Source organism: Acinetobacter sp. YH12236, assembly GCF_013417645.1.
Taxonomy (GTDB): domain Bacteria; phylum Pseudomonadota; class Gammaproteobacteria; order Pseudomonadales; family Moraxellaceae; genus Acinetobacter.
In genome coordinates this window covers 37,115-62,236 of record NZ_VPDM01000010.1, presented here as the reverse complement: position 1 = coordinate 62,236, position 25,122 = coordinate 37,115, and the positions used below count along the sequence as shown (strand labels likewise).

19 protein-coding genes are annotated in these 25,122 nt (G+C 42.9%); 10 read left to right on the top strand and 9 right to left on the bottom strand.

Annotated elements, in window-relative coordinates; genetic code table 11:
• Positions 1–499 precede the first annotated feature (499 nt).
• A complete protein-coding gene (locus tag FTV14_RS06315) occupies positions 500–1,030 on the bottom strand; it encodes a hypothetical protein (protein WP_180016680.1) in 531 nt (176 codons plus the stop codon).
• 774 nt (positions 1,031–1,804) lie between these two features.
• Between FTV14_RS06315 and FTV14_RS06310 the strand changes: the two genes are divergently transcribed.
• A complete protein-coding gene (locus FTV14_RS06310) occupies positions 1,805–4,042 on the top strand; it encodes an NADP-dependent isocitrate dehydrogenase (RefSeq protein ID WP_180053568.1) in 2,238 nt (745 codons plus the stop codon).
• 239 nt (positions 4,043–4,281) lie between these two features.
• A complete protein-coding gene (locus tag FTV14_RS06305; RefSeq protein ID WP_180053567.1) occupies positions 4,282–5,325 on the top strand; it encodes a metallophosphoesterase in 1,044 nt (347 codons plus the stop codon).
• Positions 5,326–5,368: 43 nt separating this feature from the next.
• Here the strand turns inward: FTV14_RS06305 and FTV14_RS06300 are convergent, their stop codons facing one another.
• Positions 5,369–5,791, bottom strand: coding sequence for an OsmC family protein (locus FTV14_RS06300; protein ID WP_004782528.1), 423 nt, complete (start codon positions 5,789–5,791; stop codon positions 5,369–5,371).
• A gap of 147 nt (positions 5,792–5,938) precedes the next feature.
• Here FTV14_RS06300 and crp point away from each other — a divergent pair, with 147 nt between their 5' ends.
• The 4 genes from crp to clpB all read left to right on the top strand — a co-directional run bounded on the left by crp (position 5,939) and on the right by clpB (position 11,228).
• A complete protein-coding gene (gene crp / locus FTV14_RS06295) occupies positions 5,939–6,646 on the top strand; it encodes a cAMP-activated global transcriptional regulator CRP (protein ID WP_004782527.1) in 708 nt (235 codons plus the stop codon).
• A gap of 193 nt (positions 6,647–6,839) precedes the next feature.
• Positions 6,840–7,889 (top strand): NADP(H)-dependent aldo-keto reductase, encoded by a 1,050-nt coding sequence (locus tag FTV14_RS06290; protein WP_180053566.1) that lies wholly within the window; start codon positions 6,840–6,842, stop codon positions 7,887–7,889.
• 140 nt (positions 7,890–8,029) lie between these two features.
• A complete protein-coding gene (locus FTV14_RS06285) occupies positions 8,030–8,395 on the top strand; it encodes an antitoxin Xre/MbcA/ParS toxin-binding domain-containing protein (protein ID WP_180053565.1) in 366 nt (121 codons plus the stop codon).
• A 253-nt stretch (positions 8,396–8,648) separates the two neighbouring features.
• Positions 8,649–11,228: an ATP-dependent chaperone ClpB gene (gene clpB, locus FTV14_RS06280; RefSeq protein WP_180053564.1), complete on the top strand. Its 2,580-nt coding sequence runs from the start codon at positions 8,649–8,651 to the stop codon at positions 11,226–11,228.
• Positions 11,229–11,295: 67 nt separating this feature from the next.
• Here clpB and rlmKL read toward each other — a convergent pair whose 3' ends face one another.
• Together rlmKL and FTV14_RS06270 are read right to left on the bottom strand one after the other, a co-directional pair.
• Positions 11,296–13,500, bottom strand: a complete 2,205-nt coding sequence (gene rlmKL, locus FTV14_RS06275) for a bifunctional 23S rRNA (guanine(2069)-N(7))-methyltransferase RlmK/23S rRNA (guanine(2445)-N(2))-methyltransferase RlmL (protein ID WP_005235042.1) — start codon at positions 13,498–13,500, stop codon at positions 11,296–11,298.
• 271 nt (positions 13,501–13,771) lie between these two features.
• Positions 13,772–14,518, bottom strand: a complete 747-nt coding sequence (locus FTV14_RS06270; protein ID WP_180053563.1) for an IS5 family transposase — start codon at positions 14,516–14,518, stop codon at positions 13,772–13,774.
• A gap of 188 nt (positions 14,519–14,706) precedes the next feature.
• On the opposite strand from FTV14_RS06270, the gene FTV14_RS06265 reads away from it, so the two are divergent.
• The 4 genes from FTV14_RS06265 to FTV14_RS06250 all read left to right on the top strand — a co-directional run bounded on the left by FTV14_RS06265 (position 14,707) and on the right by FTV14_RS06250 (position 19,214).
• The gene (locus FTV14_RS06265) at positions 14,707–15,039 is read left to right on the top strand and encodes a hypothetical protein (protein ID WP_180053562.1); all 333 of its coding nucleotides are present in this window, start codon (positions 14,707–14,709) and stop codon (positions 15,037–15,039) included.
• 222 nt (positions 15,040–15,261) lie between these two features.
• Positions 15,262–16,278 carry an aspartate carbamoyltransferase catalytic subunit gene (locus tag FTV14_RS06260; protein ID WP_004782500.1) on the top strand — a complete coding sequence of 339 codons (1,017 nt, stop codon included), beginning with the start codon at positions 15,262–15,264 and terminating at the stop codon, positions 16,276–16,278.
• 10 nt (positions 16,279–16,288) lie between these two features.
• A complete protein-coding gene (locus FTV14_RS06255; RefSeq protein ID WP_180053561.1) occupies positions 16,289–17,527 on the top strand; it encodes a dihydroorotase in 1,239 nt (412 codons plus the stop codon).
• A 193-nt stretch (positions 17,528–17,720) separates the two neighbouring features.
• Positions 17,721–19,214, top strand: coding sequence for an OmpA family protein (locus FTV14_RS06250; protein ID WP_180053560.1), 1,494 nt, complete (start codon positions 17,721–17,723; stop codon positions 19,212–19,214).
• Between the two features lie 56 nt (positions 19,215–19,270).
• On the opposite strand, the gene FTV14_RS06245 is transcribed toward FTV14_RS06250, so the two are convergent.
• The 5 genes from FTV14_RS06245 to FTV14_RS06225 all read right to left on the bottom strand — a co-directional run bounded on the left by FTV14_RS06245 (position 19,271) and on the right by FTV14_RS06225 (position 25,120).
• Complete coding sequence (locus tag FTV14_RS06245) at positions 19,271–20,683, bottom strand: short-chain fatty acid transporter (protein ID WP_180053559.1); 1,413 nt, start codon at positions 20,681–20,683, stop codon at positions 19,271–19,273.
• Positions 20,684–20,780: 97 nt separating this feature from the next.
• The gene (locus FTV14_RS06240; RefSeq protein ID WP_004782495.1) at positions 20,781–21,419 is read right to left on the bottom strand and encodes a CoA transferase subunit B; all 639 of its coding nucleotides are present in this window, start codon (positions 21,417–21,419) and stop codon (positions 20,781–20,783) included.
• 2 nt (positions 21,420–21,421) lie between these two features.
• Complete coding sequence (locus FTV14_RS06235) at positions 21,422–22,126, bottom strand: CoA transferase subunit A (protein ID WP_180053558.1); 705 nt, start codon at positions 22,124–22,126, stop codon at positions 21,422–21,424.
• A gap of 100 nt (positions 22,127–22,226) precedes the next feature.
• A complete protein-coding gene (locus FTV14_RS06230; RefSeq protein WP_004782490.1) occupies positions 22,227–23,129 on the bottom strand; it encodes a hydroxymethylglutaryl-CoA lyase in 903 nt (300 codons plus the stop codon).
• Entirely contained in the window at positions 23,126–25,120 is a 1,995-nt protein-coding gene (locus FTV14_RS06225) for an acetyl/propionyl/methylcrotonyl-CoA carboxylase subunit alpha (RefSeq protein ID WP_180053557.1), read from the bottom strand. Before FTV14_RS06225 ends, FTV14_RS06230 begins: the two co-directional genes overlap by 4 nt.
• Positions 25,121–25,122 lie beyond the last annotated feature (2 nt).

Below are 25,122 nucleotides of genomic sequence, written 5' to 3'. Positions count from 1 at the left end.
TCATTCTGTTATATGGACATTTCGGTTTGCACTTAAAACTGCAATGTGATGGGGGAAATGGGTATAAAGATAAAAAATATTTACGATAGAAATGTTCATCTGCCAAAGACTAAAAATGGTGATGCACTTAATATGCCGTTAACTATAAAGGCTATAGAGCTTCTGGATTTGATTCAATATGACGGACTTAATATTAATCCCTCAAAAAGAGAATTCATTTAAGTTGATATGGAAACGTAGAAAGCAAAAGGCAGGGCTTCCAGATATTCATTTTTATGACACGCGACATAAAGCACTCAACCCTTTGTGAATAAATAGAAATTATCGATTGATGTGCTGGCCCTAATCACTGGGCGTATATCAAAGTGCTGGCAAATACTTACTACACCCGGGATCGAAGATATTGCTGACATGTTAGAGGCTGCATACGAAAAGCCTTATTCAGTTAATGGGGTAGGGTGAGTAGTGAGGCTGAGGATTTTTGTATGATATGAGATTGTTAATCTTCAGTTATCGTAAAGTGATGTCTCATTAAGTCAGTATTATTTGCATCATTTATTATAGAAATTAATACATCATATATAGCAGTTAGCTCATCTAGACTATGGAAAGCGCTCTTTCTGTTTATACGCTTACACATATCAAAAATATCTTCTTGGACTTCTTCAGCATGGTTAATTTTTTCTTTAGTGAGTGTAATTAACTTTCGAATATCACCTTCTATTACTTCGCTATTCTGATCGAGTGATTTGATAGACCCTTCCGACAATTTCAATATTTTTTTAAAATTATTTATTTTTAATGCGTTTTTATCTAAAGCTATGAGTGACATATTAAGGGATTGTATCTTTAATTCAAATTTTCTTTGTTCATCTGCACGATCTTCCTGTTTTTTTGCAATTTTTATCTGTTCAATTATTTGTCTATAACCAAAAATTGCAAGACTTAGCGCTAATATGCCTATCAAAATCTGAATCTGTCCTGAATTGCTCTCAGCCCATGTCGAAAAACTAACTAAATAATTCAGCATAAAATAAGTCCTTATTGTAAATTAATCAGCATTCTACCCAAATTTAATTAGAAGATTCTTATTAATTAAACCAACATACTGGCATTATCTAAAGCCTATTAAACCAATAGAACCATTTTTTTTATTTGAATTACGGTCGATACATTTCCAGTGTTTGTAAAGGTAATTAAAAAAATGCACATAATTTAAACTGAAGAAAGAGTAGAAAGGTGACTATTATTTAGGTTGTCTTAAGCCTTTAGGATTAACTATCAATTTATCAGGTGCAGATCATAAATTTAGATAGGGAATAGCAGATCTGTTTCAATTCGCTTTTTAACCCATACTTATGGAAATTACGGCCATTGATAATTTATTTTCATGATACCCAACATGTAGATAAAAATTGATGGCAAAAAACCGAATTAAGCACACATTAAGTTTATAGGTGAATTTGTCTGATTTTTAATTTAAGTAATTGAATTATAATGATTAAATTATAATTTTTGGTAAAATTAAGCAAAATCTGCAAATTAACCTTCTAATGCACAAATCGCATGGTTTGGCAATGTGCCGATTCGAAAAAAGGTTCATTTTCACGTAGAATACTGCTGTCGGTGAATCACGCTGACAATTTTTACGAATTTTTCAGGCAAAGTTGAATATGTATTGATATTCCTTTGACTGAGGTGCAACCAGCACCACTACTTTCAAAGTTTATTTAAGTAACCGGTTCGCTGAAATTAGGCCAAAAGCCTGATGATCAGAAACTCAATCCAAAGCAAGGGGCTATATATGGCTGGTGGAAAGTCAACAATCATTTACACACTGACCGACGAGGCGCCATTATTGGCGACTTACTCTCTACTGCCGATCATTGAGACCTTTACTAAGCCGGCGGGCGTTGAGATTGTTAAGACAGACATCTCTGTAGCCGCACGCGTACTTGCAGAATTCGCAGACTATCTAAGCGATGAGCAGAAAGTTTCAGATAACCTGGCAGAATTAGGTCGTCTTACTCAGGACCCAGATACTAATATCATTAAACTCCCTAATATTAGTGCGTCTGTTGCTCAGTTGACGTCATGCATTAAAGAACTTCAGTCTAAGGGCTATGCACTGCCTGATTATCCGGAAAACCCGACTACTGAAGAAGAAAAAGCAATTAAAGCGCGTTATAGCAAGTGCCTAGGTTCAGCAGTGAACCCAGTACTTCGTGAAGGTAACTCTGACCGTCGTGCGCCGACAGCAGTGAAAAACTACGCGAAAAAACACCCACATTCTATGGGTGAATGGAAACCTTGGTCACAAACTCACGTTTCTCACATGCAAGAAGGCGACTTCTACCATGGCGAAAAGTCTATGACTTTAGACCGTGCACGTAATGTGAAAATGGAACTGATCACCAAGTCTGGTGAAACTATCGTTCTTAAGCCAAAAGTTGCGCTTCAAGACGGCGAAATCATCGACTCAATGTTCATGAGCAAAAAAGCCCTTTGCGACTTCTATGAAAAAGAATTAGAAGATTGTAAAGAAGCTGGCATCCTGTTCTCTTTACACGTTAAAGCGACCATGATGAAAGTATCACACCCGATCGTATTCGGTCACTGTGTGCGTATTTACTACAAAGATGCGTTTGAGAAACACGGTAAATTATTCGACGAGCTCGGCATTAACGTAAACAACGGTATGGCTGGTCTTTACGAAAAAATCGAATCTTTACCGACTTCTTTACGTGAAGAAATCATTGAAGATCTTCATGCATGTCAAGAACACCGTCCAGCACTTGCGATGGTTGATTCTGCAAAAGGTATTACCAACTTCCATTCTCCAAACGACGTGATTGTAGATGCTTCTATGCCTGCAATGATCCGTACTGGCGGTAAAATGTGGGGTGCTGACGGTAAACCTTACGACTGTAAAGCAGTTATGCCTGAATCTACATTCGCACGTATTTATCAGGAAATGATCAACTTCTGTAAATGGAATGGTAACTTCGACCCACGTACTATGGGTACAGTTCCTAACGTTGGTCTGATGGCTCAAAAAGCTGAAGAATACGGTTCTCACGACAAGACTTTCGAAATTCCAGAAGCGGGTGTTGCGAACATCACTGACCTTGAAACTGGTGAAGTGTTGATGTCTCAAAACGTGGAAGAAGGTGATATCTGGCGTATGTGCCAGGTGAAAGACGCACCGATCCGCGACTGGGTGAAACTGGCTGTAACTCGTGCACGTAACTCTGGCATGCCAGCAATCTTCTGGCTTGACCCGTACCGTCCACACGAAAACGAACTGATCAAAAAAGTTCAAACATACCTGAAAGACCACGATACAGAAGGCTTGGACATCCAAATCATGTCTCAAGTACGTGCGATGCGTTATACACTTGAACGTGTTGCTCGTGGCCTAGATACCATTTCAGTAACAGGTAACATCCTGCGTGACTACCTGACTGACCTGTTCCCAATCATGGAGCTTGGTACTTCTGCGAAAATGCTGTCTATCGTGCCTCTAATGGCAGGTGGCGGTATGTACGAAACTGGTGCTGGTGGTTCTGCGCCTAAACACGTACAACAATTGGTAGAAGAAAACCACTTACGTTGGGATTCTCTAGGTGAGTTCTTGGCATTGGCTGTTTCTCTGGAAGAAATGGGCATTAAAGAAAACAATGCACGTGCGAAACTGCTCGCGAAAACACTGGATGCTGCGACTGGTAAATTGCTTGACAATGACAAGTCTCCATCACGTCGTACTGGCGAGCTAGACAACCGTGGCAGCCACTTCTACCTGGCTAAATTCTGGGCTGAAGAACTTGTAGCGCAAGACGAAGATGCAGAATTGAAAGCGAAATTTGCACCGATCGCTCAGTCTCTTGCTGAAAATGAAGAGAAGATCGTAAGCGAATTGAATGCAGTTCAAGGCCAATCTGTAGATATCGGTGGTTACTATGCAGTTGATCCTGCGAAAGTAAATGCTGTAATGCGTCCAAGTGTTACATTGAACCAAATCATTGAATCACTAAACGCTTAATCAGGCTGTACTAGCTTTAAAGCTCGTAAAGTGAATAAAACCGGTGCTTAGGCGCCGGTTTTTTATTGTTTTTAGATATACATTTAGATAAGAAATGAGATTTCAGTTAAGTTTCTGATCTATCGTCATTTGATTGAATAATCGAAATGATTAAAAAATAATTCTGAACTTGTTATATTGATTTAAAGTATAAGCGCTATATTAAAAAAAGGTTTTATTGACCTGGGTAGGGTAGAGCCATGAGTAATCAGATATTCATACAGCAGACTTTTGATGGTCCGGTGGATATTGTTGGCGATATTCATGGTGAGATTGATGCGCTACATCAATTATTAAAAGTATTGGGCTACGATCTGCAAGGTCGTCATCCTGAACAGCGTAAACTGATTTTTGTCGGGGATCTGTGTGATCGTGGACCAGACAGTATCGCTGTCATCAGACAGGTTAAAACCTTAATAGAAAATGGCAATGCGCAATGCATTCTGGGTAATCATGAAATCAACTTGTTAACCGATACGCTACGGGAAGGCAATGGCTGGTTTTTTGGTTCACCGCATCAGGATGATCTCAAAACTTTTGATTCAGTTCAGGCTTCAATTCAGGATCGTGCATGGATTCTAGAATTTCTAAACAGCCTGCCTTTGGCTCTAGATGCACCCCATTTAAGAATTGTGCATGCTTGCTGGGATACGCAGGCAATTCAACAATTGAAATCTGTTCCTTTTAATTCAATCAGACAGGCTTATGATCATTTTGTTCTGAAAAATGAGCTTGAGTTGCAGACTTTGGGCTTTGATGAATATATCCAGAGTGAACAGCAGCAATATCAAGGACAATTCAAGGATCCAGCAGCCAGCATTCCCTTATTAAAATATATTGCTGAAAAAGAGTTACGCGACCAGATGCAAAATCCGATTCGTACCTTAAGCTCAGGCGCAGAAAAAATTGCGCAACGTCCAGTCTATGCAGGGGGACGCTGGCGCATGATTGACCGTTTGCCATGGTGGGAGCGTTATACAGATACGATACCTGTCGTAATTGGCCATTACTGGCGAAACTTTAAAACCACCGAAGAAAAATCCGGTCTGTTTAAGCACATTGATGCACTGCAATGGTTTGGACAGCAGCAGAATGTATTCTGTGTCGACTATTCAGTGGGCAAGCGTTATCGAGATCGTCAGCAACAGGCAGAGTTTGCTCATCATCTCGGGGCTTTAAGATGGCCTGAAAACCTAGTGATTTTTGAAGATGGCCAACAGTATTTCACTCAAAAAATGACGTAAAAAAAGCAGCCACGAAGACTGCTTTTTTAATGAAATTAGCGGATCATTCCACTTCTACTATTTCAAAATCGTGGGTGATTTCGACACCACCGTCAGACAGCATTTTACTGGCAGAACAGTATTTCTCAGCAGAAAGTTCTACGGCTTTAGCGACCTGTTTCTCTTTGATGCCTTTACCGCTGACCACAAAGTGTAGATGGATTTTAGTAAATACAGCAGGAATCGTATCGGCACGTTCTGCTTTTAATTCACAGCGAACATCAGTAATCTCCTGACGAGCTTTCTTTAAAATTGTCACAATGTCAAAAGAAGCACAACCACCCAGACCGGTCAAAATCAGCTCCATTGGGCGAGGACCACGGTTTTCACCGCCATATTCAGGTGAACCATCCATGATGATACTGTGACCACTTTGAGTTTTTGCTTCAAAAGCAACATTCTCTAGCCAATGAACACTCGTTTGCATTGCAACTACCTAAAAAAAGCTATAAATTTACGAAGTAACTGTACACTAACATAAATTGGGTTGATAAGGAATTTCAATCCCACTGTGTGACAAGTTCACATTAGGTCTTGTGCGATCTATAAATTATCCATATTCGGAACTGTAAGCATGACTTCAAACTTTTCACAATTAAGCACAGACGCACTTTCGCCAGGGCAACTACCTGAATCAGTGAAAGCGTTATTAAAACGTGCATATATCAATCGCTATCCAAAACGTACCACGATCGTGGATGCAGGATCAGAATCTAAATCGCTGTATTTAATTCTGAAGGGGTCTGTATCTATCATTCTTCGTGAAGATGATGAACGTGAGATTGTGGTAGCTTATTTAAATGCGGGAGACTTCTTTGGGGAAATGGGTCTTTTCGAAGCAAATCCACAGCGTACTGCAGAAGTGCGTACTCGTGATGTCTGTGAAATTGCTGAAATTACCTATGAAAACTTTCATGAAATTAGCAAACAATATCCAGATCTAAGCTATGCAGTTTTTGCTCAGCTGGTTCGCCGTCTGAAAAATACCACACGTAAAGTGACTGACCTGGCATTTATTGATGTATCTGGTCGTATCGCACGTTGTCTGATTGACTTGTCATCTCAGCCAGAAGCGATGATCTTGCCAAATGGTCGTCAGATCCGTATTACCCGTCAGGAAATTGGCCGTATTGTTGGGTGTTCACGTGAAATGGTCGGTCGTGTTCTAAAAACTCTAGAAGAACAGGGCATGATTGAAACCGATGGTAAGGCGATTCTGATTTTTGATGCATCGCTGGAAGAACCTGAAGCAGTGGGTGCTGGCGAGTTCGAAGACGAATAAGCCAAAAGCACGATAAAAAGCAAATCTTCGGATTTGCTTTTTTTATTCCTGTTTAAAAATTTCAGCCTGATTCAGAACATAACAAATTGGCACAAGCTTGTTAGAAAAGATGATTTAAGTCCGTCTTATAATTCCGATAGGCTATAGCACACTTGCTCTTGATAAATAACAGATAAACTTAAAGGACATTTTTATGCAATTCAGACCATTGGCGGATACGGGAATCTTATTGCCAGAAATCTGTTTGGGCACCATGACTTTTGGTGAGCAAAATACTCAGGAAGAGGCTTTTCAGCAATTAGACTATGCCTTGGATCAAGGTTTATATTTCTGGGATACCGCAGAAATGTATCCGGTGCCACCCAAGCCTGAAACGCAAGGGGCAACTGAACGCATTATTGGTAACTGGATTGCTTCACGTGGTGGTCGTGACAAACTATTTTTAGCTTCGAAAATTGCGGGCCCGTCACAAGGTGGTAGTCATATCCGTGATGGCCAGACCAAGTTCGTGGCTTCGGAAATTACATCAGCAATTGATAATTCATTGTCGCGTTTGCAAACTGATTATATCGACCTGTACCAATTGCACTGGCCTCAGCGCGCAACCAATTTCTTTGGCAAGCTGGGTTATGGCAATGCAGAAGCTGCAGATGATCGTGCCGTAACGAATCTGGAAGAAACCCTGACTGCTTTGCATGACGAAATTAAGAAAGGTCGTATCCGTTATATTGGCCTGTCCAATGAAACACCTTGGGGCACCATGAAGTTCCTGCATCTGGCAGAGAAATTGGGACTTTCTAAATTTGTTAGCGTGCAAAATCCGTATAGCTTGCTGAATCGGACTTATGAAATTGGTATGTCGGAAATTGCCAAATACGAAGGTGTAGGTTTGCTGGCTTATTCTCCACTGGCATTCGGTTATCTGACTGGTAAATTCCGCAATGGTGCACGTCCAGCCAATGCACGTGTGACTTTATTTTCACGTTTTAGCCGTTATAGCAATCCGGAAAGCGAGTGGGCCGTCGAGCAGTATGCACAACTGGCTGAGCAGCATGGCCTGACCTTAACCCAGTTGTCACTGGCTTTCATTAAACAGCAGTTCTTCGTGACCAGTACTATTATTGGTGCGACCAACTTGGATCAGCTCAAAGAAAACATTCAGGCGTTTGACGTGAATCTGTCTGAAGAAGTCTTGCAGGGCATTGAAGCCATTCACCGTCAGCAGCCCAATCCGGCACCATAATCACGATATTACCATTCTAAAACACCCTCTAAGCGAGGGTGCTTTTAATTTGATGAGTAAATTTGATGATAAACAACATAGCAAGAAAAGGATAAAGGCAGCATAATCAAAACAAGATTCATCAATAGGATTTAATAAAAATGAATAATGAAACGGATATTTCTAAATCCCAAGTATTAGCCAAAGCTATATTCAACTTAGCTGAACAGTTGCAATTGCAAGAATCCGAGCTTGCATTAGTTCTGGATCTATCTAAAGCAGAATTATCGTCAATCATAAATCAAAAAGAATTAGAACCAGATACTACCGCAGGTAAAAGAGCAATAACTTTAATCAATATCTATCAAGCGTTATTTGGTCTGAATGGTGGGGATCTGAGCTGGATGCGCCAGTTTATCAATTCACCTAACAAGCTTTTGGATCAGCAAATACCAAGATCCTTGATGCAAACAGAATATGGTTTGAGTGCAGTATTGCGATTATTAGGACGCTTGCAACCGCACTAAAGGTCTTTCTCTATTTTCTACCCATCCGAAAAATAGCAGAGTAAATTAAATCAGATATTCATTATTGATCTTCACTTTAAAAATTCTACTTTCGCTCACTTGAAATATTTTCATTGAATACCAATATTAATACTGATAACTCTGTCTTTTATTTAATTAAATTTTTGAAAAATATATAAAAAATTATTTGAAATTTTATTTCCAGCACCCATATATCCATCAAGTAGAAAATTTGTTGTGAGGAATAACAAGAATGCGTTTTGAGAAATTTACCAATCGCTTACAGCAAACCCTTTCCGATGCGCAATCTCTGGCAATGAGCAAGGATCATGCTGCCATTGAAGGGATTCACATCTTGTCCACCTTGATGGAAGAAGCATCGAATGTGAGCTTGCTGCAACAGGCAGGAGCGAACCTGCGTGACCTGCAAAGCAAAGTACAAACTGCGCTGAACAATGTAGCTACGCTCGGTAATCCCTCTGCCGATATCAATATCAGTCAGGAAGCAGCCAAAGCCCTGCATCTAGCGGACAGTTATGCACAAAAAGCAGGAGATGAGTTCCTGTCCACTGACTGGGTATTACTGGCACTTGCAGAAACGGGTGCCACCAAAACCTTATTAAATAGTGTTGGCGTAAAAACTGAAACTTTACGACAGGTCATTAATCAAATTCGAGGCGATGAAAAAGTCATGAGCAATAATCATGAAGATCAACGGGACTCACTGAATAAATATACGATTGATTTAACTGAACGTGCCATGGCTGGCAAACTGGACCCGGTGATTGGTCGTGATGATGAAATCCGTCGTACAATTCAGGTGCTGTCACGCCGTACCAAAAACAACCCGGTACTGATCGGTGAGCCAGGTGTCGGTAAAACTGCGATTGTCGAAGGTCTGGCACAACGTATTGTTAACGGTGAAGTTCCTGAAGGCCTGAAAGGCAAACGTGTATTATCACTGGACTTAGGTTCATTGCTGGCAGGTGCCAAATATCGTGGTGAGTTCGAAGAACGTCTGAAAGCCGTTCTGAAAGATCTGGCTAAACATGAAGGCGAAATCATCCTGTTCATTGACGAGCTGCATACATTGGTCGGTGCCGGTAAAGGCGATGGCGCCATGGATGCGGGTAACATGCTGAAACCTGCATTAGCGCGCGGTGAACTACGCTGTGTCGGTGCAACGACTCTGGATGAATATCGTCAGTACATTGAAAAAGATGCAGCTTTAGAGCGTCGTTTCCAGAAAGTGCTGGTGGATGAACCAAGCGTGGAAGATACCATTGCGATTCTGCGTGGTCTGAAAGATCGTTACGCGACTCACCACGGTGTGCAGATTCTGGATTCTGCAATCATTGCTGCGGCGAAAATGTCACACCGTTACATCACAGATCGTCAATTGCCGGATAAAGCCATTGACCTGATTGATGAAGCAGCATCTCGTATCAAAATGGAGCTGGATTCTAAACCTGAAGCACTGGATAAACTCGAACGTCGTCTGATTCAGCTGAAGATGCAGCTTGAAGCGGTGAAAAAAGATGCAGACTCTGGTGCACAAGGCGAAGTGAAACATCTGGAAGAGCAGATTGCCACTGTAGAGAAAGAGTACAGTGAACTGGAAGAAATCTGGCGTGCCGATAAAGCGCTGGTAGCAGGCAACAAAGATATTCAGGTGAAACTGGATCAGGCTCGCATTGCGCTGGAAAAAGCCCAGCGTGAAGGTGATCTGGCTGAAGCAGCACGTTATCAATACGGTGTGATTCCTGAACTGCAAAAACAGTTGGAACGTATTGAAGCGGCTGAAGAAAGTGAAGCACCAAAACTGCTACGTGACAAAGTCACTGACAATGAGATCGCTGAAGTAGTCAGTGCTGCGACCGGTATTCCTGTAGCGAAAATGCTGCAAGGTGAGCGTGACAAACTGCTGCATATGGAAGACTTCCTGCATAACCGTGTTGTTGGTCAGGAAGAAGCCGTAGTAGCTGTATCTAATGCTGTACGTCGTTCACGTGCCGGCTTGTCAGATCCAAACCGTCCAAGTGGTTCATTCCTGTTCTTGGGCCCAACAGGTGTAGGTAAAACAGAATTGACCAAAGCCTTGGCGAACTTCCTGTTCGACAGTGACGATGCCATGATCCGAATCGACATGTCCGAATTTATGGAAAAACATTCGGTGAGCCGCTTGGTCGGTGCACCTCCGGGCTATGTCGGTTATGAAGAAGGTGGTGTGCTGACTGAAGCGGTGCGCCGTAAACCATATAGCGTGGTGTTATTCGATGAGGTCGAAAAAGCGCATCCGGATGTATTTAACATTCTGCTGCAAGTGCTGGACGATGGTCGTCTGACTGACTCGCAAGGCCGTGTGGTGGACTTTAAAAATACCGTGATTGTGATGACTTCGAACCTGGGTTCACAGGATGTTCGTGAACTGGGCGATAAAGCAACTCGTGAAGAAGTCCGTACAGTGGTGATGAATGCGGTATCGGAACATTTCCGTCCAGAGTTTATCAACCGTATTGATGAGCTAGTGGTGTTCCATGCACTGGAAAAAGACCAGATCCGTGGTATTGCCGATATTCAGTTGAACCGCTTGCGTCAACGTCTGGCAGAACGCGATATGCGTCTGTCTGTGGATGACAGTGCTTTCGATCGGTTAATCGAAGCTGGTTTCGATCCGTTGTATGGTGCGCGTCCATTAAAACGTGCGATCCAGCAACGTATTGAAAATGGTTTGGCACAAAGCATCCTGGCAGGTGAGTTTGGCCCTGGTGATACCATCGTCGTTCGTGGTGAAAGTGGCGAGCTGGTCTTTGAAAAAATGAAACTCAGCTAATAGAAGTTCTCCTCGCAACAAAAAAACCCAGCCTAGGCTGGGTTTTTCTTTATCTTATATTCACACCTTACATTTTTGGATGAGTAATTTTCCAGGCACGGTGAATTTTCTGGTTACGCTTGAAGTCTGGACCAATGGTTTCATGCGTGATTTCTTCCACGTCATATAAACCTTCAATCATTTCATCCATTTCGAAACCACGGTAGTTGTTCGAGAAATACAACGTACCGTCAGTGGTTAAACGGTTCATGGCACGTTTCAATAAAGAGACGTGGTCACGCTGAACGTCGAAAGTCCCGTAGAATTTTTTCGAGTTAGAGAATGTCGGTGGATCGATAAAGATCAGGTCATATTGTTCATGACCTTCTTTCAGCCATTCAAAACAGTCAGATGCAAAGAATTGATGTTGTTGATCGGCATGGTCTACAGTCAGGCCGTTCAGAACAAAGTTCTCTTTTGACCAGTTCAAATAAGTATTAGATAAATCGACACTGGTGGTACTCGCTGCACCACCTAAAGCTGCATGTAAGCTCGCCGTAGAAGTATAACTGTACAGATTCAGAAAGTGTTTACCTTTGGCTTCTTTGGCAATACGCAGACGCATCTGACGGTGATCCAGGAATAGACCGGTATCCAGATAATCGGTCAGGTTGACCAGAATCTTGGCTTGGCCTTCCTGGACGATAAAACGTTTAGACGCTGTACTTTGTTTGGTGTACTGGTTCTTACCTTCCTGACGGGCACGAGTTTTAATAAAGATGGCATCACGGCCTAGACCAGTCACAGCACGAATCGCTTGCAATGCCAGGTTAAAACGCTTTTTGGCTTTTTCTGGATCAATTTTCTTCGGAGGCGCATATTCCTGCACATGCAGACGTTCGCCATACAGGTCGACTGCTACGTTAAAGTCTGGTAAGTCGGCATCATACAAACGCAGGCAGTGAATATTTTCTTTTACCGCCCATTTTTTCAGGGTTTGCATATTCTTGGTCAGGCGGTTAGCAAATTCCATCGCACCTTCGATCGGCTCGAATTGTTGCGGCTGCCAGCTTTCCAGGAAAGGACGTGTGACTGCTGCCGGTTTTACTGTACCAAAACGGATATAGATTGGCAGTTTACCGTTCATCAAACGCAGAATTTGCGGGTCATTGAACGCCAAGACATCGGCCTGTTCCACCTGAGCAGCAATGACTGCCGCTTTCTGATTCGGGAAATTCTTTTGTAGCAGATTAGACAAACCCAGATACAAGGCACGGTTAGATGCCTTATCGCCCAGACGCTCACCATATGGTGGATTCGTCACAAAGAAGACTTTCTTGCCTTCAGCCTGGAAATCTGGCCAGTCATTTAAAGTACGCTCTTCGATCTTGATCTGATCAAGGGCTGATTCAAAACCTGCAGCAATAATGTTCTGTTTAGTGGCTTTCACCGCTTCCCAGTCGGCATCAAAGGCATAGAATTTGGGTAATGGGTTTTCTAGCGCAGCTTTATGACGTTCAGCTGCTTCAGCTTTAATACCCATCCATAATTCATGGTCATGACCATTCCAGCCATTAAATCCGAAACGACGCACCAGACCCGGGGCACGATCAGTCAGAATCATCAGTGATTCAATAATAAATGTCCCTGAACCACACATTGGATCAACCACAATATCCGGGTTGATATCTTTCAGGCCACCTTTTTGCAGGATCGCAGCCGCCAGATTTTCCTTGATTGGTGCTTCAGTCATAAAGCGGCGATAGCCACGTTTATGCAGGGAATCACCGGATAAGTCTAAACAATAAGTATGTTCTTTTTTACCGGCCAGAATATACATGGTGATTTCTGGCTGTTTGGTATCAATACTTGGACGCTTGCCCACAGCTTCCATAAAGGAATCGACGACGCCATCTTTGGCACGAAGGGTCGCAAACTGGGTATTAACCTTAATATCACGTTCAACGTGCAGACGAATTGCGAAGGTGCTTTGTGGTGCAAAAATCAGTGACCAGTCGAAGCTCATCGCACCTTCATAAAGCTCTTCTGCAACATCACGCGCATCGTGGGAGAATTCGATTTCATGCGTGTGAATTGGCATCAGGACACGAGAAGCCAGACGAGACCACATACAGATGCGGTAAGCATTTTCAAGCGTGCCTTTGAAGGTCAGACGACCTGGGAAACGTTCAATATCCTGAACACCTAAACCTTTGATTTCTTCTTCTAATAAGGTTTCCAGACCATCGGCACAGGTGACCCAATAATTGCTTAAACGTGAAGAGGTATTCATAAAATAGAGAGACCGGAAAAGAATAAATAAAAAACTGCGCTCAGTTTAGCGTATTTTGCCTGTTAAAGCTTTGGAAATTTTTTAAATTCGAGCATATACAGCCTAGTTTTACTCATCCTAAAAAGCGCTAAATGTTGACTTAAAAAGTAAACTAAAAATTGACGAGAGATGTAAAATTACAAAATACCAAGAATGAAAATATTTTGAATAAAACTTTTATTTTACAGATGGGTATGTGGGGTCTGTTGACATTTACTGTTCATAATTAAACCTATAAAGGTAGCCATAAAAATATACAGGCTAAGGCAACAGCACTTTGATAATTTCTTTTGAGCTTGTCATATCGGGTAGCTATTCCTCTAAATTGCTTTAATCTACAAAACATATTTTCAACTAAATGCCTGATTTTATATAAATACCAGTCCATATGATCATTGTTCGATTGGCTATTTATTTTCTTTGGTATATTCGCTTTTGTCCCTGTTTTTCTGATCTGTTCACGCAGTGGTTCTGAATCATAGCCTTTATCTGCGCAGACCACTTTTGTCTCTTTTAAGTCTAATGTTGATATTAAATCAGGTGCAACTTTGACGTCATGTGTGGTTCCATCGGTAATCATGAAATCAATAGGATTGCCATTTGCATCAACAATCAAATGTATTTTTGAGGAGTTTCCTCCTACACTTTTAGAAATGGATTGATTCGCTATACCGGCAGAATGTTGATGAGCACGTACGTGAGAGCCATCAATAAAAATCCATTCCATATCGGGGCATGATGCTAATAATTTGAATAATCTAAGCAACTTACCACTGCTTGACCAACGATTAAAACGTTTGAAAATAGAGTTTGATTGACCGAAATAGGAAGGAATATCTCGCCACGGACAGCCTGTTCTAATTCTATAGAGAATAGCTTCAATAAAATTACGTAAGTTTGAGTTGTGATGAATAGATAAATTACGCAAAATAGTTTTCAACTTTTGCCAGTGTTGATCTGTCAGCATGGTACGAGGCATAGCGAATAGTAAAATTGGGTTTGGCGATTTGATTTTACTACTTCGCTATTTTTTAAGCTAAAAGTGTCAACACACCCTATTAATTTTGGTACGTTTATTGCTCTATCTAATATCAATGAAGCTGTAATGCTGAGGGGGATCATTACAGCTTCATCTTTATTCTTAATTATTATTTCGGAGGGGCTTAGATGTTGGATCTTCAATTACGCAGGAATGAGGCATTTTCAATCGCTACCTTGATTTATGCACGTTTAAGACGAGTAACTGGGCGAGTAATTGATGCCATGTATCTTGCAGAAAATATCCACTATGCAAAGCATGTGATTGGGCTGGCAGAGCAGACTGAAGATCCTGAGCTTTTACATCTGGTCAACCGCTTAAAAACCACTCTGGATTTATTGTCATTTTCAGAACTGCAGGCTGAAGAACAGGCGGAAAAGGAACTGATTTCTGTGGAACCAAGCGAAGAAGATATCTATCGCGCTCAGGTTTCACATCATTATATTGGCGCATTGCGCTAATTGGGGGATTGGGTGTGGATGCTCCAGACTGAAGCACTCATGTTTAAATGAAAAACAAGCATATAGATAAACAGGTTAAATTATCTTATTGAAAAAATACATGGGAATTTAAATTTCCATTCTTATTACCGAGATGGTTTTTGTACAACCGAGCTCTTTATCAACTATAAAGATTCGCTAATCTCTGTATAATACGTTGACTTAACGTATAAGGAATCTCTCATGCACTTGGCGGCATTGCATACACCGAGCCAGATTCAACTCAACAAAGCAGGTAATCTTAAACATTTCCTGACCATCGAAGGTCTTTCTAAAGAAACTCTTACAAAAATACTGGACACTGCGTTGTCCTTTTTTAATGACCAAAATCAGCTGATCACCAATAATTTGCTCGAAGGCAAAACGGTGATGAACCTATTTTTTGAAAATTCTACCCGAACGCGTACTACTTTTGAGGCAGCGGCCAAACGTCTGTCTGCCAACGTGCTGAATATCGATATTGCCCGTTCAAGCACCTCTAAAGGTGAAACTTTACGTGATACCTTGTGGAATCTTGAAGCCATGGCGGCAGATATTTTCGTGGTACGTCATTCATCTTCAGGTGCAGCGCACTTTATTGCCAAAGATGTCTGTCCAAATGTCGCCATCATTAATGCAGGCGATGGCCGTCATGCCCATCCAACTCAAGCGATGCTGGATATGCTGACCATTCGCCGTGAAACCAATAAAAAATTCGAAGATATGTCGATTGCGATTATTGGCGATATCAAGCATTCGCGTGTAGCACGTTCAGATGTGGCGGCACTGCAAACCTTAGGCTGCAAAGATATTCGCGTGATTGCACCGAATACGTTATTGCCATACGGTTTTGATGACTACAGTGAAGATGTACGCCTGTTCAATAATATGGAAGATGGCATCAAAGACTGTGATGTGATCATTACCTTGCGTATTCAAAACGAGCGTATTGATTCGCCAGCGCTGTCTTCTCAGGCTGAATTCTACAAAATGTATGGCCTGAATAAAGAACGTCTCGCCATGGCCAAGCCGGATTGTATCGTGATGCATCCAGGACCAATGAACCGTGGTGTGGAAATTGATTCCAGTATTGCAGACGGTCCGCAATCCGTGATTCTGAAACAGGTTACTAACGGGATTGCAGTACGTATGGCGGTACTGGCTCTTGCGATGCAGGGTCAGTTACAGGAACAGGGTTTGATTGAAGCGATTGCGGTATAAGGAATAAGTCATGTCTATTGTAAAAATTGAAAATGTCCGTGTTCTTGACCCAATCCAAAACACTGATTCAGTCGAAACGGTTTATCTCGAAAATGGTAAACGTGTTGCAGAAACTGCCAACGTATCTGAAACCATTGATGGACAGGGCAAATGGCTGATGCCCACTATGGTGGATCTATGCGCACGTTTACGTGAACCGGGCCAGCAGCAACACGGAACTTTAAAGTCTGAAGGTAAGGCTGCACGTGAAAACGGTATTCTGCATGTCTTTACCCCGCCAGATTCCAAACCGATTGTGCAGGATAATGGTGCGCTGATTCATGGTCTGGTTGAAAAAGCCATGCTGGATGGCGGTATTTATTTACAGGTGATCGGTGCGCAAACCCAAGGTTTGCAAGGTCAGCAACCGGCCAATATGGCTGGTTTAAAAAAAGGCGGTTGTACTGCGGTTTCTAATGCCAGTGCGCCGTTTGCCAATGATGATGTGGTATTACGTACACTTGAATATGCAGCGGGTTTGGATCTGACTGTAGTGTTCTATGCAGAAGAGCCGCAAATTGCCAAAGATGGTTGTGTGCATGAAGGCTTTATTGCTTCACGTCAGGGCTTGCCAATGATTCCGGCACTAGCTGAAACTGTAGCAATTGCCAAATACCTGCTCATGATTGAAGCGACTAAAGTACGCGCTCATTTTGGCTTGTTATCTTGTGGTGCATCAGTAGAACTGATCCGTATTGCTAAAGAAAAAGGCTTGCCAGTAACTTGTGATGTTGCAATGCACCAATTGCATCTGACTGACCATCTGATTGATGGCTTTAACTCTCTTGCACACGTACGTCCACCATTACGTTCTGAATCTGACAAAGAATTACTGCGTCAAGGTGTGAAATCTGGTGTGATTGATGCGATCTGTACCCATCATGAACCCCTGAGCAGCTCTGCCAAAATGACACCCTTTGCGGAAACACAGCCTGGCTTTACCGCGTTTGATACCTACGTACCGTTCGGTATCCAACTAGTGAATGAAGGCTTCTTTACGCCGTTGGAATGGGTGGAGAAAGTCACAGTTGCTCCTGCGAAAGTCGCCAGTATGTTTGAGCGTTGGAAAGCGGAAGCAGGCTGGGTACTGGTTGATCCAGAACAGGAGTGGACATTAAGCAAAGAAACGATCGTTTCTCAAGGTAAAAATACACCACTGCTCAATCAAAAAGTGAAAGGTAAAGTGCTGCAAACTTTTATTGCTGCATAACACTTACATTTCGCGTTTACAAAAAGTCAGCTTCGGCTGACTTTTTTATATCTTAATTAAAATACTAGAAAAGTTAGCCTTACATAAACAGTGAAACTTTATGATATCAGTACAATTATTAACATTCCAAAGAGGGTGGGTCGCTACACTGATTAAATATTAAACATTATAAATCAGAATAATGGTGATCTTGATGAATACAGATTTAATTGAACGTTTAAAGAGTGATGTGACCGCCATTGTGCTGCAAGGTGAAACAGAACATCTATTTGCCAAGGATCAGGCCTTAGCCCAATTCTATCCTGTATTGTTAAGTATTCTTCGTGCAAGACCGGCCTGGATTGAAAGTCTGGGTCAGCAACTTAATCCCAAGATTGATGAATTATTTAATAATAATCCGACCCTAAAACAACAATTCCTGGCTCAGTTAGATTCAACTGCACCTCAAGATGAAATTGAACAGACCCTGAACCGGGCAATTGTTCCAACCATGAGCTTCTTGCAAGCAGAAGCGGGTGCACCCACTGCTGAAGCAGTAGGGCATTTACTAGATACCCATACAGACTCAATTCAACGGTCACTTCCAGTCTGGGCTGGTCCTATACTAGCATCTCTAGGCGTATCTCCACTAGCAGGACAAAACCTGAACCGCGCACCGGGTCTGGATTCCGAACCGGAAGCAGAACCGGTACTGACTGAAGAGAAAAAGGCAGTGGTGTTCTGGCCATTTATTCTCCTCGTGATTATTGCTGCAATTATCTTATTCTTCTTCCGTGGATGCCTGCGTGATGATGATTCGGATGAATTACGAAATGCTCAGGCGGTGAGTGAAGCTGCTGCAACGAACCCTGCAATTCTAAAAATCAGCACCGGTAGTCAGGGTGAAATCGTCAACTGTCAGGTACAGATGAATGATCCGAAATATATGCAGATTCTGCAAAATGAAATTAAACAGATCTTTAATTACAGTATTGGCTGTGGTGCAGTAGCCAATGAAAATTACCATTCTGAATTTATTGATCAGGATACGATTCCTTCAGTACTAAAACTGCTGCAAGGCATGTCAAATGTGACTTTGACTTGGGCAGGTAATCAGGTGTCTGTGCAGGCAGCGAACAGTGCAGATGCACAGCGTTTGGCAGGTCAGATTCGTGGTCTGGCTAAAAATGTAGAAGTCGTGACCCAAAAACCGGTTGATATGGACGAGGCAATCAGTACAGCCAATACTGAGGCTAAAAAAGCTTTAGATGAACTTCAGATGGAAAATATTGAGGCCTTGGATGTTGCTACTGCCTTAAACCTGCAACTTATTCATTTTGCGACAGGTTCTACAGAAATTCCTGAAGTGAATAAAAGCTTGCTAGATCAGACCGCAGCTTTATTGCAATATGCCAAAGATGTACGTCTAACCGTGATAGGCCATACTGATACGGAAGGCAGCAGCACTCAAAATCAGGAACTGTCTTTAAAACGTGCTCAAGCCATTGTGAATTATCTGGTGCAGAAAGGGGTGAATCCGGCACAATTACAACCTGTAGGTATGGCGGCGAATCAGCCTGCTCAACCGAATGCGACTTCGAACGGTCAGTATCAAAACCGTCGTATAACTTTTGAAGTTATGAGTACCGAAGATGGTCGTGTACATACTGTAGATAATGAAGGTGTGGTTGAGAAGAAAGCTAGTTAAATCATCTTTTAGTATAAAAAAGGACGGATGATTCGTCCTTTTTTATTTGTCCTGAATTAAGAGAAAACAGGTGGGGTATAAGTCAGGGTTCTTCCCAGGAACCAGAGTAAGAACAGTACCAACGGAAGATGAAAGACCAGTTGTGTCACTGTAAAGCCAATTACATCTTTGGCCTTTAATTTCAAGATTCCCAGCATAGGGAGCATAAAGAAAGGATTAATCAGATTGGGCAAGGCTTCGGCTGCATTGTAAATCTGGACAGACCAGCCCAGATGCACTTTCAGGTCATGTGCGGCCTGCATCACATAAGGCGCTTCAATAATCCATTTGCCTCCACCAGAAGGAATGAAGAAGCCTAGAATCGCTGAATAAATTCCCATAACGATGGCAAAGGTTTCCTGGGATGCAATCGACACGAAGAACTCGGCTATATAGTGCGATAGGGACAGGTCAGCAGAATTCAGGGCATTGGTCATCATAAAGGCGATGCTGCCATAAAGCGGAAACTGGATCAGCACCCCTGAAATGGCCGGCACAGCTTTGGACACAGCATTGAGAAAATTACGTGGTGTACCATGTAAAGCTACACCCAAAATCAGAAAGATAAAGTTATAGGTGTTTAAGCTGGAGATTGCCAGAATAGGATTACTTTTGGAAAACTCGTTAAACATCCAGACCAGACCCAGAACCACAATCAGAATACTTAAGATTGGCGAGTTTTCCAGCCAGTCACCCGGCCGTTTATGGGTCACGGTTTCAGTCTTTTCTTCTTCAATCTGGATCGGGAAGTGATCAATAGTTTTAATATGATTGCCTTTGGGCGCAGACCAGTAGGCAATGGCAATCGAAGCAATAATCAAGACTGCTGTCATGATCATGGATTGCGGCAGGAAAATCGTTTCAGTAAATGGAATCACACCAGTCAGATTATAAAGTGGTTCTGGTAGACTGGATTTGTTGGCTTGTAATTGCGCTGCTGAAGAGCTGATACCCAGTGCCCAGGTTGCGCCCATCCCGATAATCGCTGCTGCGGCAGCCGCACGGTAATCCATATTCAGTTCTTTACGCTGCGCTAGCGCAATCACCAGAAGTGCGGTTAGAACCGTACTCATCGCCCAGTTAATCAGGGAAATCAGTAGACTAACAGTGGCGACGAGAACGATGGCTCCACGTCCAGAATGAGGAATGCGCGCCATTTTCTGAATCAGTAATTGCATCGGTTTGGAAACCGAAACTACATAACCCACCACGATCAGCATACACATCTGTAAGGTAAAGGGAATCAGACTCCAGAATCCGTCACCAAATGAAATCGCGACGTCTTGTGCCGGCGCACCAATGCCAATCGCGGCAATCGCAACGATGATGACACCGAGTAGGGCAAAGATATAAGAGTCCGGAAACCATTTTTCAGACCAGTCGCTGACGCGCATGGCAAAGCGCTGCAAGATATTTTGTTGAGTTTGCATGATTAAAATCCATTTATTCTGCATTTGTTATTAAGAAGTGGCTTTCTTCAGCCAAAAAGAAACCCTTAAAAATTTTCATTTTAAGGGCTGGAAAAAATCAGGCTGCTTTACGGAGTAAAGGTACGCCGGTGACTTTCTGAATTTCATCAAAACTGACATCGGGTGCCAGTTCTACAAGTTGAATACCTTCAGGTGTGACATCCAATACACCTAAGTCAGTAATAATCCGGTTCACTACGGCCTGACCAGTAAGCGGAAGACTACATTGTGAGACAATTTTAGGCGTACCATCTTTGGCGCAGTGTTCCATCAGCACCACAACTTTTTGCACACCTGCGACCAGATCCATGGCACCACCCATGCCTTTGACTTTCTTGCCTGGAATCATCCAGTTGGCTAGATCACCATTTTCTGAGACTTCCATAGCCCCCAGAATGGCGATATTGACATGACCGCCACGGATCATGGCAAAGGAGTCGGCACTAGAAAAGAAAGAAGCACCTTTGCGGGCAGTTACCGTCTGTTTGCCAGCATTGATCAGGTCTGCATCCACAGTATCGGCCGTTGGAAATTCTCCAATACCCAGCAGGCCATTTTCAGACTGTAGCCAGACATTAATATTCTCTGGAATATAATTTGCGACTAAGGTTGGCAGACCAATACCCAGATTCACATAGAAACCATCTTCAAGTTCCTGTGCGGCGCGCTGCGCCATTTCATTACGTGTCCAAGCCATGATCAAGCCTCCGCCTTTAAAGTCATCTGTTCAATCCGTTTTTCCGGTTGGGTATTCAGTACAATCCGGTTCACATAAATGCCGGGAAGATGAATTTCATCTGGATCAAGGGCACCGATCTCGACAATTTCTTCGACTTCAGCAATGGTCACTTTGCCAGCCATGGCACAGACCGGATTGAAGTTCTGGGCAGTTTTACGGAAAATCAGGTTGCCGGCTTTATCGGCCTTATAAGCTTTAACCAAAGCTACATCAGCAGTTAAGGATTCTTCCAGAATATAAGACTTGCCATTGAATTCGCGGACATTTTTACCTTCAGCAATGACGGTTCCAACACCGGTCGCGGTATAGAAAGCGGGAATACCTGCACCACCGGCACGTAATTTTTCAGCTAAAGTTCCTTGCGGGGTCAGTTCAACTTCAAGTTCACCGCTTAAGTATTGGCGTTCAAATTCCTTATTCTCGCCCACATAGGAAGAGATCATCTTTTTAATCTGTTTGGTTTCCAGCAATAGCCCCAAGCCAAAGCCATCGACACCGGCATTATTGGAAATACAGGTGAGACTTTTGGCACCGGTTTCTTTTAAAGCTGCAATTAGGGCTTCTGGAATACCACATAGACCAAAACCGCCTACCGCCAAGGTATGTCCATTCTGAACTACGCCGTCTAAAGCGGCTTTTGCACTGTCATACACTTTATTTGACATTTTTACCTCGATTTATTCTTCTCTTGCAGATCTCTTTCATCTAAAGATCTGCTGATTTCTATCCATGAGGACTTATAGAGTGTCCGGCTATTTTAAGTTTTTAAGCACAGGCTTTTTGCCAATAGGCATTGGCATAATTGGATGGATTATTGCGTTGTAATACCTCGCTGATATTACGGCTGGCCTGCATCAAAGCATCCAGTTGAATACCGGTTTCAAAGCCCATCTTGGAGAGCAGGTAATACAAGTCTTCAGTTGAAACATTGCCGGAAGCACCTTTGGCATAAGGACAGCCACCGAGACCGGCAATAGAGGAGTCAAATACCCGAATCCCTTGCAGCAATGACTGGTAAATATTAGCGATGGCCATGCCATAGGTATTATGAAAATGACCGGCTAGCACTTTACTATCAATTTCTGAAAGACAGGCATCCCAGACGTTCTTCACGCGATCCGGAGTTGCCGTACCAATGGTTTCACCTAATGACACTTCATAGCAGCCCATGTCTAGTAGACGCTGTGTAACTTTGACGACCTGCTTCGGATCAATTGCACCTTCATAAGGGCAGTCCACCATACAAGAGACATAGCCACGCACCTTGACATCATTTGCTTTGGCAGCTGCCATCACATCTGCAAACTTCTCAAAGCTTTCATCAATCGAGCAGTTGATATTCTTGTGGGTAAAGCTTTCAGAAGCTGCGGTAAATACCGCAACTTCTTTACAATCCACAGCCAGCGCTGATTCAAAACCTTTCATGTTTGGCGTCAGCAAACTGAACTGGATATTCGGATCTTTAGGCAAGCTGGCAAATAGCGTATCGCTATCTGCCATCTGTGGAACCCATTTGGCTGAAACACAGGAGCCGACCTCAATCGCCTGCAAACCTGTTTTCATCAGGTCCAGAATCAGATTTTTACGGTCATCTAGTGTTAAAGGTGTTTTTTCGTTTTGCAGGCCATCGCGTGGCCCGACTTCTACGATTTTAACGAAATCTGTCATGCAACTTCCTCCGCTAGAGGCTGAAACTCAACCAGTTCATCACCGGCTTTAACCTGATCACCTTTCTGGAAGTATGAGTTTGCGATAATGCCATCATGCGGAGCGCGAATGGTATATTCGATCTTCATTGCTTCCAAGGTCAGCAGTACATCGTCTTTTTTCACTTTGTCATTTGCCGCGACCAGAACCTGAGTAATCACGCCAGGCATTGGCGCAGTCAAGTTATTTTCAGTCCCTTGTTCATCCTGGTTATTAAAGTCATTTTTCAAATAATTGAACTTGTAGCTTTGACCATTCTGGAACAGGGTAATGCCATGCTCAGTCTGGCTAAATGCCAGTTTCTGCTGCTGACCCGCAAGATTTAACTGGAGTAGGTGTTGATCAAGCAGCTCACCCTGGATGGTAAGTGTCTGGCCTTCATAATTTGCCAGGAAACTATTTTCTAGCGCTTTAAAGCTCACCACACGTAAAACGTCATTACATTGTAATTTAATTGTGTAGTTATTTTGCTGATTCAGACGCCAAAATGCCTTTTGCTGCCAGACGGGATTATTGCTAGTCGGGTTTTGAGCCAGACGCGATAACAGTTCAACCAAGGCTGCAGTGACCACTAATTCTGCACTGATATCAGCAGATGGTTTGAGTAGGAACTCTTCTTCACGTTGAATCAGGCCAGTATCGAGATGGGCATTTTTAAATGAATCACATAATACTAAGCGATCAAGAAAAGCGATGTTATTGCCAAGACCATCGACATGAAACTGACCCAAGGCATGATGCATCTGGGTTAAAGCAGCTTCACGGTTTTTGCCCCAAACAATCAGTTTGGCAATCATCGGATCATAATAGGTGCTGATTTCATCACCTTCGACAATGCCACTATCTACACGTACGCTGTCATTTTGTTCTGGATAGTGCAAATAGCTGATCTGACCAATCGCAGGAATAAAGCCTTTTTCCGGTTCTTCGGCATAAACACGGGCTTCGAGTGCATGACCATGAATCTGTAATTCATGTTGCTGTTTCGGTAAAGGCTCACCGAACGCAACACGTAACTGCCATTCCACCAGATCCTGACCGGTGATCATTTCAGTGACCGGATGCTCAACCTGTAGACGGGTATTCATTTCCATGAAGTAAGCAGTACCGTCTTGCTCAACGATGAACTCGACTGTACCGGCACCAACGTAATTTACTGCACGTGCAGCATCAATTGCAGCTTGGCGCATCGCTTCAAGTTTGTCTTCTGGCATTTTAGGTGCAGGTGCTTCTTCCAGAACTTTCTGGTGACGACGCTGCACGGAGCAATCACGTTCAAACAGATGCACATAATTGCCATGTGTATCACCAAAGACCTGAACTTCAATATGGCGTGGCTGCACGACATAGCGTTCAATCAGCACATCTTCATTGCCGAAGCTGGAACGTGCTTCGCTTTTACAGGAAGCGAGTGAACTCAGGAAATCTTCACTACGCTCGACCAGTCGCATGCCTTTACCGCCACCGCCAGCACTAGCCTTGATCAGTACTGGATAGCCAATACTGTCAGCTTGTTGTTTCAAGAAATCGGCATCCTGATTGGCACCATGATAGCCGGGGGTTAACGGTACACCAGCTTTTTCCATTAAGGCTTTAGAGGTCGCTTTCAGACCCATTGCTAAGATCGCATCCACTGGCGGACCAATAAAGACAATGTTGTTATCCTGACAGGCCAGGGCAAACTGGTCATTTTCAGACAGGAAACCATAACCTGGATGAATGGCCTGAGCACCGGTAGTTTTTGCTGCCTGAATAATACGTTCAATCTGTAAATAACTTTGTGCAGCAGGCGATTCACCAATATGGATGGCTTCATCTGCCAGTTTGACATGCTGTGCCTGTGCATCGGCATCGGAATATACGGCAACGGTGGCAATCCCTAACTTTTTCGCTGTACGAATCACACGGCAGGCAATTTCACCACGATTGGCAATTAAAATCTTTTCAAACATCC

Excerpts from the sequence above, each read along its gene's own strand:
- FTV14_RS06315 (WP_180016680.1), bottom strand. The coding sequence starts at position 1,030 with ATGCTGAATTATTTAGTTAGTTTTTCGACATGGGCTGAGAGCAATTCA.
- FTV14_RS06310 (WP_180053568.1), top strand. The coding sequence starts at position 1,805 with ATGGCTGGTGGAAAGTCAACAATCATTTACACACTGACCGACGAGGCG.
- FTV14_RS06305 (WP_180053567.1), top strand. The coding sequence starts at position 4,282 with ATGAGTAATCAGATATTCATACAGCAGACTTTTGATGGTCCGGTGGAT.
- FTV14_RS06300 (WP_004782528.1), bottom strand. The coding sequence starts at position 5,791 with ATGCAAACGAGTGTTCATTGGCTAGAGAATGTTGCTTTTGAAGCAAAA.
- crp (WP_004782527.1), top strand. The coding sequence starts at position 5,939 with ATGACTTCAAACTTTTCACAATTAAGCACAGACGCACTTTCGCCAGGG.
- FTV14_RS06290 (WP_180053566.1), top strand. The coding sequence starts at position 6,840 with ATGCAATTCAGACCATTGGCGGATACGGGAATCTTATTGCCAGAAATC.
- FTV14_RS06285 (WP_180053565.1), top strand. The coding sequence starts at position 8,030 with ATGAATAATGAAACGGATATTTCTAAATCCCAAGTATTAGCCAAAGCT.
- clpB (WP_180053564.1), top strand. The coding sequence starts at position 8,649 with ATGCGTTTTGAGAAATTTACCAATCGCTTACAGCAAACCCTTTCCGAT.
- rlmKL (WP_005235042.1), bottom strand. The coding sequence starts at position 13,500 with ATGAATACCTCTTCACGTTTAAGCAATTATTGGGTCACCTGTGCCGAT.
- FTV14_RS06270 (WP_180053563.1), bottom strand. The coding sequence starts at position 14,518 with ATGCCTCGTACCATGCTGACAGATCAACACTGGCAAAAGTTGAAAACT.
- FTV14_RS06265 (WP_180053562.1), top strand. The coding sequence starts at position 14,707 with ATGTTGGATCTTCAATTACGCAGGAATGAGGCATTTTCAATCGCTACC.
- FTV14_RS06260 (WP_004782500.1), top strand. The coding sequence starts at position 15,262 with ATGCACTTGGCGGCATTGCATACACCGAGCCAGATTCAACTCAACAAA.
- FTV14_RS06255 (WP_180053561.1), top strand. The coding sequence starts at position 16,289 with ATGTCTATTGTAAAAATTGAAAATGTCCGTGTTCTTGACCCAATCCAA.
- FTV14_RS06250 (WP_180053560.1), top strand. The coding sequence starts at position 17,721 with ATGAATACAGATTTAATTGAACGTTTAAAGAGTGATGTGACCGCCATT.
- FTV14_RS06245 (WP_180053559.1), bottom strand. The coding sequence starts at position 20,683 with ATGCAAACTCAACAAAATATCTTGCAGCGCTTTGCCATGCGCGTCAGC.
- FTV14_RS06240 (WP_004782495.1), bottom strand. The coding sequence starts at position 21,419 with ATGGCTTGGACACGTAATGAAATGGCGCAGCGCGCCGCACAGGAACTT.
- FTV14_RS06235 (WP_180053558.1), bottom strand. The coding sequence starts at position 22,126 with ATGTCAAATAAAGTGTATGACAGTGCAAAAGCCGCTTTAGACGGCGTA.
- FTV14_RS06230 (WP_004782490.1), bottom strand. The coding sequence starts at position 23,129 with ATGACAGATTTCGTTAAAATCGTAGAAGTCGGGCCACGCGATGGCCTG.
- FTV14_RS06225 (WP_180053557.1), bottom strand. The coding sequence starts at position 25,120 with ATGTTTGAAAAGATTTTAATTGCCAATCGTGGTGAAATTGCCTGCCGT.